The organism is Bacillus sp. RIT 809 (genome assembly GCF_016892495.1).
Classification (GTDB): domain Bacteria; phylum Bacillota; class Bacilli; order Bacillales; family Bacillaceae_G; genus Bacillus_A; species Bacillus_A cereus_U.
In genome coordinates, this window is record NZ_JAFEMR010000051.1 from 1 (window position 1) to 8,507 (window position 8,507).

Consider the following 8,507-nt stretch of genomic DNA (forward strand, 5'->3'; position numbering starts at 1 on the left):
AATTGATCCTATAGGATTGGGGTTGTATGCACGAGCTTATACATATAAAGATTGGAAAAGAGTCCAAAAGAAATGGGGAAAAGCATTATCGAAGGCTGATGTTAAAGTTAATGTACATGTTAAAATTGGTGGAATGGGTACAATCAAGTAACAAGAACTCAGAGTAATAATTTTTTTTAGAAACTTCCTGGGTAGCATCACATCTCCATCAGCTTAAAGGTTCATAGCGCCCTTAGAACGTAATTTTTTGTTAGTCTGTAACAAAAAAAGTACATTTTTTTCTTTTTTGGGGTGTTTACTTTTCTTAAGTTGATGCGCATGGGTCACCATACCATTTCGGGGAAATTGTACGTTTAGACACAATTTGGACGCAAATTAACCGATTCCCTGTACGTTAAGGAATCGGTATTTATAATACAGGTTAAAATAAACAGCACTGTAGACTAATTGCTATGGTGTTTTAGCAGATGAAATAACCCATACTTTATATAGCTAAGGTTCATTATTTACGTCTATTTCTGTATGAACTTTAAAATGAGGGACCTCAGCCAATAGAACATAGGCAATCTTATAATCAGGTGTTACATAACCATCATAAACACGTCCATATATTTCATTCCCGATTGAGTCCGTCCATACTTCAGCTTCTCTCAATGTCTCAAATATAATGTTTTCACTATTCCATTTGATATTCATCTGAACAGCTCTATTTCTTAAATGTTTTCGATATAATATTATCAGTTTTGAGTATCTTATATTGAGAGGTACTCTATAAAGTTCTAAAATAAATTTGTAATAGATTGAAAAATTATGAATGGGGTTATCTCTTTGTGGGAGTGTATTTTTGTGAACTTGATGGAAGAAGTACATAAAACCAATACCTTCCAAACATACTAATAAAATGTTTTGGAGGTGAGTTTATTGGATAAAAAAGACTTTCAAAAAGTTTATAATGATTACTTACATCAAGGAGAAGAGCAAGCTCAATTGGAAGTAGCCAGGGAAGTCGATTCAGGAGCAGAACAAATAGTTGCAGTTCGTAAAAATGATGAAGGTGATTTAATTGCTTTTAAAACAAGTAGCGGGAGAGAGTTAGATTATATTACTGCTCTTAGTGAAGCAAAATCAGGAAAGTTAGCTCATGTGGACGTATTTCATAAGTATGGCAGGGATATTATACGTAGTGAACCTGATGGTATGAAAGAAAATAACTTAGATAATTTACCTTCTTTTTAAACGGGTAAACCTCAAGAAGAGAATGTTCATTTGGATATTCTCTTCTTTTCTTTGCTAAGTTTTCCCTACAAATAGAAGGTTCATTTCTAAAGTACAATCATACTTTTAAAGAGCTCTCTAAATTTCTCTTTGTCTTCTGCTGTAAATGGTTTTGGCCCCTTTGTACGCTTGCCGCTTTTTCGAACCATTGCACTTAAATAACGTGTTTGTAATAGTTGGTCAATATTTTCATTCGTATACTTATAGCCTTTATGGTGTAGAACGATACAGCCTTTTGCTAAAGCGAGCGAAGCAAGACCGTAATCTTGCGTTACGATTAAATCTTCTTTTTTTGCTAATTGCATAATTCGGTAATCCGCAGCATCTGCTCCAGAATCAACATAAATTGTTTCCACCCCTGATGGCTGTTCTGCATTAGAATAATGAGAAAAGCTAGTAACGAGGGTAACAGGGATTTCTGCATTCGTAGCTTCAAAAATAATCACATCTTTTACAGGACAAGCATCTGCATCAACGTAAATCTTCATTTTTATCACTCCTATAAAGTGAAACTTTAATCAGTGGGGGTGTTCATCTCCCGCTGATTATTAGTTGAACCAATCGGGCGTTTACGGGCAGCCCGACTCCCACCTAACTTCTTTGTTCCAGCTGAATTTTGAGGTGGGAGTTTTACTGCCCACAAATAGCGGGATAAATAGGTTCGAGTTGATAATAATGGTAGATTTGAATTTTGTCAAACGAGGGTTCGTATCTAAAGTTATTTTTCACAAACCAAAATAGCCTCACGCAAACGAGAAATACCTTCCTCAATTTGATCAATATTTACTTTTCCATAAGACAAACGTATATAACCATCTTTCGCGCCGAAAATACTACCTGGCATAAAGGCGATTTCTTGTTTTAAGCTTTGCATAATGAGTTGTTTCTCGTTTATTGGTTCGTTTAATTTCCCCCATATGTATATACCACCAGTAGGCTTTGAAAAAGAGATTTTATCATGAAGTTGCTCGTTTAGAGCGCGGACGATAATGTCTCTTTTTTCTGCTAGTTGTTTTCGTAACGGTACGATATGTGACTGGAATGGAACGGTTTCGAAAAATTGTTGCATAAGCCACTGGGGGAATATACTCATTCCTAATTCCATTTGGTGCCGTGCATCGGATAATCGTTCTACTACTGACTGCGGAGCGACAAGCCAGCCAACTCGTAACCCTGGCGCAATCATTTTTGATAAAGAATGTACATAAATGACAGTTCCATTTTCATCAATTGATTTCAAAGTAGGGCAAGGTTGTTTATTTTCTAGTGTAAGTAAACTAGACGGGTCATCTTCAACGATCGCAATTCGTAAGTCAGCACAAAGTGATAACAGTTTTTTTCTACGATTTGGATGCAGCATCGTTCCCGTAGGGTTTTGGAAATTTGGGTTTAAAAAGATCATTTTAATACGGTGCTTTCTATATAATTCTTGCACATCATCTGGATTAATACCGTGTTCATCGACAGGTAATGGGAAAATACGAATACCCGCTGATTGGAATAACGGTAATGAATAGCAGTGTGAAGGACTTTCGAAAGCAACTGCATCACCTGGATTTAATAAGCATTGTACGATAAGGTGGAGTGCTTGCTGCGCGCCAGATGTAATCATAATCGATTGTTCAGTCGCTTCAACCTTCAAATATTTTTTCATATATTTTACTACCGCTTGTCTTAGCGGGAGATACCCTTGCGGATGATCGTAACTTAATGACTGTGTTAACGGTTGTTCTCGTAAAATCGTTTGTAGTTGATCGTGAGGATAGAGGTTACAACCGAGCTCTCCGTTTGCGAAATCTATAATGTTTTCATTTTGCTGTACTTCTGCGCGAATATGGCGCAGTAACGGTAAATTTGGTAAGAAAGTCCCGCCTTCTACGAAACCTCTCCAGTTCGGCGTTAATGTTGGAGAAACGCCCCACATATGTGTACTCACACGTGTACCTTTACCGGTCGTGCTTTCTACAATTCCAATTGCGCGAAGTTCATTATAAGCAGTCGTTACCGTACTTCGGTTTACATTTAACTGCGTAGCTAATTTCCGTTCTGAAGGGAGGAAGCTACCTGGGGGAAGCTCTCCGTATGTAATACGTCTTTCAATAAAGTCAACAACTTGCTGATAAATTGGGATTTTGCTGTCGTTATCTAGCTTCCATTCCATAAAAACGCCTCCGTATCTCTTAACTACATCAAGTATAACAAATTGGCTGGGTAAAAAAACAGCCAATTGGACGGTGTTATATCCAGCCAATTTTACTATGCTAAATAGGGAAGGGGAGATTCGGATGAAACGATGGCAAATGGAATGGCTCCTAGTATCAGTTGCGTTAGTATGGGGAGCAAATTATACAATTGGAAAGTATGGCGTGGCATTTATGTCATCCATTCAATTTAATAGTTTACGATTTTTAGTAGCATCACCGGTATTATTACTTATTACATTTATTATGGAACGTTCACTTCGTATTGAAAGAAAAGATTGGTTACGATTATTAGCAGTCGGTATCGTTGGAACGACAATGTATCAAACGATGTTTATGCTATCTGTGAAATATACTTCAGCAACGAACGCCTCATTATTAATTGCGATGTCACCTATATTTACAGGGATATTAGCAGTATTGCACAAACAAGAACGTTTTTCGATGAAAGTACAAATTGGTTCAATAGTAGCCTTTGTTGGCGCAGCATTTGTTTTATTAACAGGGCATTCAGGAGGAGCAACTTATGAGTATGCGTGGCTCGGAAATGTAATTGGATTAGTCGCAGCAGTTGCGTGGGGATGGTATCCAATTTTGGCACAACCTCTTATTACAAAATACTCGGCAATGAGAGTCACATCATGGTCTACTTTAATTGGAATTGTACCACTCGTTGTATATTGTTTATTCAATATAAATACATTAACGTGGCCAGTAGATATGCCAAGCTGGGGTTCTCTAGCATATTCAATCGTCTTTGCGACAATTTTCGGACTTGCAATGTGGTATGTCGGTATTAGTAAAATCGGCTCAACGAAAGTAATGGTTTATATGTATCTCGTACCATTGTTCGCAGTTATCTTTGCGGCTGTAACAATTGGAGAGCAAATCAACATGATGCAATTAGTTGGCGGGTTTATTATCTTCATCGGATTATATGTTGTAAAAAAAGGCGGAGTGAAGAAGCCAGCTTTCAATTTAAAAAAAGCAAGTTAATAGTGAAAAGGATCTCTTTCAAATAGAAGGAGATCCTTTTTGTTTATGCGATAAAAGCGCTTGTTCAACAGCCCATTTTTGATGATCATGAAGTAAATGTTCTATAGCAAGCGATGGAGACATCCACCTTAAAATATGATCCTCCTCACAATTTTCGGTTTGCTTATGTACCATGTTCGCAATGTAAAAGAACCCATCGTTTAAATAATATGTATCTTCCTTTTCCGCATAAAAATATCGCGCTGCATTACCGATATACTGTTTGATTTCAATTGTCCACCCTAATTCCTCGAGTAATTCACGATGCAAACATTCTTCTTTTGTTTCATTACCTTCCATACCGCCACCTGGTAAAAAGTAACGTTCTCCATTTTGAATGATAGCTATGTTTGAAGTAGTTGGATCAAAAATAACCGCATAACAGCTCGGCCACAATACATACTGAACAGTAGGTTTTTTAGAACCAAATGTGAGTTTCGAAATCATAAAACACGACCTTTCTCTATAAAATACATAAAAGGGATAATAAGGTAAATGTCGAATTATATTAAGATAATCATAGTTGATTGGAGTGATAACAAAATGATAAATCGAAAATGTTCAAGGTGTAAAGAAATAACAGGGACAATACATGGTGGTAAAAAAATTAATGAAGAATTTTTATGCGAAGATTGTCTGCAAAAAGGAATTGCGAGTGGGGAAATCGAATTATCACAAGTGGAGAAAGAACAAACTTCGTATCTTTCTATAAAAATATTAAAAATAATGAGTGTTATTTATTTAATAGGGTCTATTTTAATGGCCTTTTCTGCTGGCTCGCTTATACATGATCCAGGGTTTGGTGAGGTATCATTTTCAGGATCAGGTACAGGTGTAGTTGGTGTTATCATACTAGGGTCTATATTCCAGTCTGTTCTTGTATTTTGCGGGATTTGGGTATTCATCCTATTAGTAGAAACAGTCATTAAAATTTATGAAAAAATGAAGTGAGTGAAAGGGAGAAATACATGCGAGTAAGGAACATGCAAGGGGAAGATTATATAAAGATTCATTCCGTCTTAAATGATTGGTGGGGCGGAAGAGATATGGCTAATATGTTGCCAAAATTGTTTTTCGTTCACTTTCAAGAAACGAGTTTTATCATTGAAGAAGAAGGAGAAACGTTAGGTTTCTTATGCGGATTCTTTTCACAAACTCATAAAGAGGAAGCGTACGTTCATTTTATCGGTGTAAATCCGAAATATAGAAGAAAAGGAATCGCATCGACATTGTATTCTTATTTCTTTGATGTTGCTCGCGCAAACAATCGTAAAGTTGTAAAAGCAATCACGTCACCAGCTAATAAAAAGTCAATACAATTTCATCAAGAAATTGGCTTTGAAATTGAAGCTGGGGATGATGAAATAGAAGGTGTATCCGTACATACAAATTATGATGGGAACGGCGGGAGTAGAGTTTTATTTTTAAAACATGTGTAAAGTAGGCTAACGTGAAGTTAGCCTTTTTGTTGTGAGGAGGAAAGAATATGGAGAGTTCTCAAAGTAGAAACGAGTATTTACGACGTATTTATAAAGTGCAAGATTATATAGAATCAAATATAAATGATTCACTTTCCATTGAAAATTTAGCTAATGTTGCAGGCTTTTCAAAATTTCATTTTCATAGAATTTTTAAAGGGATGATGGAAGAGCCGTTATCTCGGTATGTGAATCGTTTGAAATTAGAGAGGGCAACACATTTACTTACATATCGTATGGATATGACGGTTACAGATATTGCTTATCATTATGGTTTTACGGATTCAGCAATTTTCTCCCGGACATTTAAAAGTCAGTACGGAGTAAGTCCGTCTCACTATAGAAATCACAATAGCAAGAATTGCAAAGACGTTAGCGAAGGTTCCCAATACAATGAGTGTAAGAAGGTTCGAGGAGAGGTCGAAATTGTAACAGCGGACAAAGTAAACGTCGCATACATAAGACATGTAGGTACATATAAGGATTTAGCCATAGATTTTCCAAAAATGATAGAGAAACTATTTCATTACGCATCGGAGCAGAACTATCATGTATTCGAGGATACGAAGGTATTAACAATTTACCACGATCATCATGAGTTTACAGAAGACTATCATTTAAGAACAAGTCTATGTATAACAATTCCAGATGAAGCCTCAGTAGGAACGAGTGGCATTGGAATAATGGCAATACCTTCAGGGACATATGCGATAGGTCACTTTGAAATATTCCAAGATGAATACAAAGGGGCATGGAACTTTTTATACGGTGAATGGCTCCCGAATAGCGGATATAAACCGAGAGATTCGTATCCTTTTGAAGTATATAGAAATGATCCAAGGCAGCACCCGGAAAATAAACATATAGTCGATATATATGTACCTATCGAACCTTTTTAATCATAGATTAAGGGGGAAGAGCAATGAAAACGGCTGAACAGTTAGATTGTGTTGTAAAAGAAGAATATAAAAATATAAATGGTGTGTTAGTTGTACAAAAAGGTAATGTCGTTTTTGAAAACTATTATAATGGTTACGGTCCAGATGATGCATGTCATGTAGCATCGGTCACAAAAACGATAATCTCTGCGTTAATTGGGATATGTATAGATAAAGGATATATCAAAAGTGTTAATCAAAAAGTAATAGAGTTTTTTCCTGAATATAATCTTAAGGAATCTGAAGTAACAGTGCGGCATCTACTTACAATGACAGCTCCATATCCTTATGTGGATTGGCAGGAACCGTTAGAAGAATTATGTACACAACAGGATTGGGTAAAGTATACGTTAAATAGAATTGGGAACGGCGGGCAAATTGGAGCTTTTAAATATTCATCTGCAGGAGCTCATTTACTATCAGCAATTATTTCGAGTGTAACAGGGAAAAGTGCTCGTGAATTTGCGAACGACCATCTATTCCAGCCTATCGGCATGAGAGAAATTCCAAACTACAATATGAAAGCATTTGGATTCCATGACTTATTCGGAAAAGATGTGAAAGGATGGGTACACGATCCAAACGGTATTTCGGCAGGCGGATGGGGACTTACGTTAACAGCTAGAGATATGGCTAAGTTTGGACGATTGTATTTGAATAAAGGTATTTATGGTGGAAAGCAAATTCTTTCAAAATCATGGGTAAAAGAATCGACAATAATGAACGAAAATCTATATGGGTACTTATGGTGGTTACGAGAAGAAGATGGTATCTTTTCATATTGTGCCATGGGCGATGGTGGGAATGTGATTTGTTGTATACCGGAGAAGGAATTGGTGGTGGTGATTGCGTCGGAAGTTATGGCGAATACAGGGGATAGATGGAAGTTAATTAAAGAATGCATACTTCCTTATTTAAAAGATTAAAAGGTTTATTTTATGAAAATGAGAATAAAAGGTTTAGTTATACTTGTTTTGTTCTCCATGATAGAAATAAGTATTGTGAGAACGAAGTCGTTCAACTAAGATTATAAAACTTCAACACCTATACGATTATTGAATAATTGTAAGGTGTTGAAGTACTTAATGAGCTAATTAAGGTACATTAAACTGAAACACTTTTTTAAATTGTTAACTATTTTTTAACCTTTCGATGTATAAGATACATAATGCAGAGCGCAATTGCTAAAAAGATAAATTTAATTAATTTTGTTAGGCTGGCATCCCACTTGTTTTGCACTACATCTGTTAAATAAAATACATTAAACATACCATGTAAAATTGCGGGTGATATTACAGAACCGCCATATTCTCTCGTGTACGTCAAAATTATAGATAATATAAATAATAAAGAAAGATAACTTAATATTCCTACAAGCCGAAACTCATAATTTTTATAAAAGATTGCTACTGGTAAATGCCATGAAGACCAAAGTGAAGCTGTAATAATAGCTGTTTGCATGAATGAATATTTTTTTCGTAAATAGTAATGGAAATTCCCTCGCCATATAATCTCTTCTAATACTGCAGATAAAGATCCAATTGTAAGACCAACGAGCAAGAGAAATCCTAATTCATTCC

12 protein-coding genes are annotated in these 8,507 nt (G+C 36.0%); 7 read left to right on the plus strand and 5 right to left on the minus strand.

Annotation, left to right across the window (positions count from 1 at the left end; all coding sequences use genetic code 11):
• Positions 1 to 151: Ger(x)C family spore germination C-terminal domain-containing protein (locus JTF23_RS27110; RefSeq protein ID WP_215729894.1), on the plus strand; the 151-nt coding region annotated here is incomplete at its 5' end.
• A gap of 341 nt (positions 152 to 492) precedes the next feature.
• Here the strand turns inward: JTF23_RS27110 and JTF23_RS27115 are convergent.
• Complete coding sequence (locus JTF23_RS27115) at positions 493 to 690, minus strand: hypothetical protein (RefSeq protein WP_033712249.1); 198 nt, start codon at positions 688 to 690, stop codon at positions 493 to 495.
• A 231-nt stretch (positions 691 to 921) separates the two neighbouring features.
• Between JTF23_RS27115 and JTF23_RS27120 the strand changes: the two genes are divergently transcribed.
• Positions 922 to 1,236 carry a DUF3892 domain-containing protein gene (locus JTF23_RS27120; protein ID WP_204210262.1) on the plus strand — a complete coding sequence of 105 codons (315 nt, stop codon included), beginning with the start codon at positions 922 to 924 and terminating at the stop codon, positions 1,234 to 1,236.
• 86 nt (positions 1,237 to 1,322) lie between these two features.
• Here JTF23_RS27120 and JTF23_RS27125 read toward each other — a convergent pair whose 3' ends face one another.
• Together JTF23_RS27125 and pdxR are read right to left on the minus strand one after the other, a co-directional pair.
• Positions 1,323 to 1,763, minus strand: a complete 441-nt coding sequence (locus tag JTF23_RS27125; RefSeq protein WP_204210263.1) for a YaiI/YqxD family protein — start codon at positions 1,761 to 1,763, stop codon at positions 1,323 to 1,325.
• A gap of 230 nt (positions 1,764 to 1,993) precedes the next feature.
• Positions 1,994 to 3,436: a MocR-like pyridoxine biosynthesis transcription factor PdxR gene (pdxR, locus tag JTF23_RS27130; protein ID WP_204210264.1), complete on the minus strand. Its 1,443-nt coding sequence runs from the start codon at positions 3,434 to 3,436 to the stop codon at positions 1,994 to 1,996.
• A gap of 124 nt (positions 3,437 to 3,560) precedes the next feature.
• On the opposite strand from pdxR, the gene JTF23_RS27135 reads away from it, so the two are divergent.
• Positions 3,561 to 4,472, plus strand: a complete 912-nt coding sequence (locus tag JTF23_RS27135) for a DMT family transporter (protein WP_204210265.1) — start codon at positions 3,561 to 3,563, stop codon at positions 4,470 to 4,472.
• 18 nt (positions 4,473 to 4,490) lie between these two features.
• Here JTF23_RS27135 and JTF23_RS27140 read toward each other — a convergent pair whose 3' ends face one another.
• Positions 4,491 to 4,958: an NUDIX hydrolase gene (locus JTF23_RS27140; RefSeq protein WP_204210266.1), complete on the minus strand. Its 468-nt coding sequence runs from the start codon at positions 4,956 to 4,958 to the stop codon at positions 4,491 to 4,493.
• 96 nt (positions 4,959 to 5,054) lie between these two features.
• On the opposite strand from JTF23_RS27140, the gene JTF23_RS27145 reads away from it, so the two are divergent.
• The 4 genes from JTF23_RS27145 to JTF23_RS27160 are packed head-to-tail and all read left to right on the plus strand — an operon-like array spanning position 5,055 to position 7,853.
• Positions 5,055 to 5,462, plus strand: coding sequence for a DUF3980 domain-containing protein (locus JTF23_RS27145; RefSeq protein WP_078181839.1), 408 nt, complete (start codon positions 5,055 to 5,057; stop codon positions 5,460 to 5,462).
• 17 nt (positions 5,463 to 5,479) lie between these two features.
• The gene (locus JTF23_RS27150) at positions 5,480 to 5,950 is read left to right on the plus strand and encodes a GNAT family N-acetyltransferase (RefSeq protein ID WP_204210267.1); all 471 of its coding nucleotides are present in this window, start codon (positions 5,480 to 5,482) and stop codon (positions 5,948 to 5,950) included.
• A gap of 47 nt (positions 5,951 to 5,997) precedes the next feature.
• Positions 5,998 to 6,888 (plus strand): AraC family transcriptional regulator, encoded by an 891-nt coding sequence (locus JTF23_RS27155; protein ID WP_131232726.1) that lies wholly within the window; start codon positions 5,998 to 6,000, stop codon positions 6,886 to 6,888.
• A 23-nt stretch (positions 6,889 to 6,911) separates the two neighbouring features.
• A complete protein-coding gene (locus JTF23_RS27160; protein ID WP_204210268.1) occupies positions 6,912 to 7,853 on the plus strand; it encodes a serine hydrolase domain-containing protein in 942 nt (313 codons plus the stop codon).
• Between the two features lie 208 nt (positions 7,854 to 8,061).
• Here the strand turns inward: JTF23_RS27160 and JTF23_RS27165 are convergent.
• On the minus strand, positions 8,062 to 8,507 hold a 446-nt coding region (locus JTF23_RS27165; protein ID WP_204210269.1), incomplete at its 5' end, for a CPBP family intramembrane glutamic endopeptidase.

Bases quoted from the DNA above. Each gene is read 5' to 3' on its own strand.
- JTF23_RS27145 (WP_078181839.1), top strand. From the start codon at position 5,055: ATGATAAATCGAAAATGTTCAAGGTGTAAAGAAATAACAGGGACAATA.
- JTF23_RS27155 (WP_131232726.1), top strand. From the start codon at position 5,998: ATGGAGAGTTCTCAAAGTAGAAACGAGTATTTACGACGTATTTATAAA.
- JTF23_RS27140 (WP_204210266.1), bottom strand. From the start codon at position 4,958: ATGATTTCGAAACTCACATTTGGTTCTAAAAAACCTACTGTTCAGTAT.
- JTF23_RS27150 (WP_204210267.1), top strand. From the start codon at position 5,480: ATGCGAGTAAGGAACATGCAAGGGGAAGATTATATAAAGATTCATTCC.
- JTF23_RS27125 (WP_204210263.1), bottom strand. From the start codon at position 1,763: ATGAAGATTTACGTTGATGCAGATGCTTGTCCTGTAAAAGATGTGATT.
- pdxR (WP_204210264.1), bottom strand. From the start codon at position 3,436: ATGGAATGGAAGCTAGATAACGACAGCAAAATCCCAATTTATCAGCAA.
- JTF23_RS27135 (WP_204210265.1), top strand. From the start codon at position 3,561: ATGAAACGATGGCAAATGGAATGGCTCCTAGTATCAGTTGCGTTAGTA.
- JTF23_RS27160 (WP_204210268.1), top strand. From the start codon at position 6,912: ATGAAAACGGCTGAACAGTTAGATTGTGTTGTAAAAGAAGAATATAAA.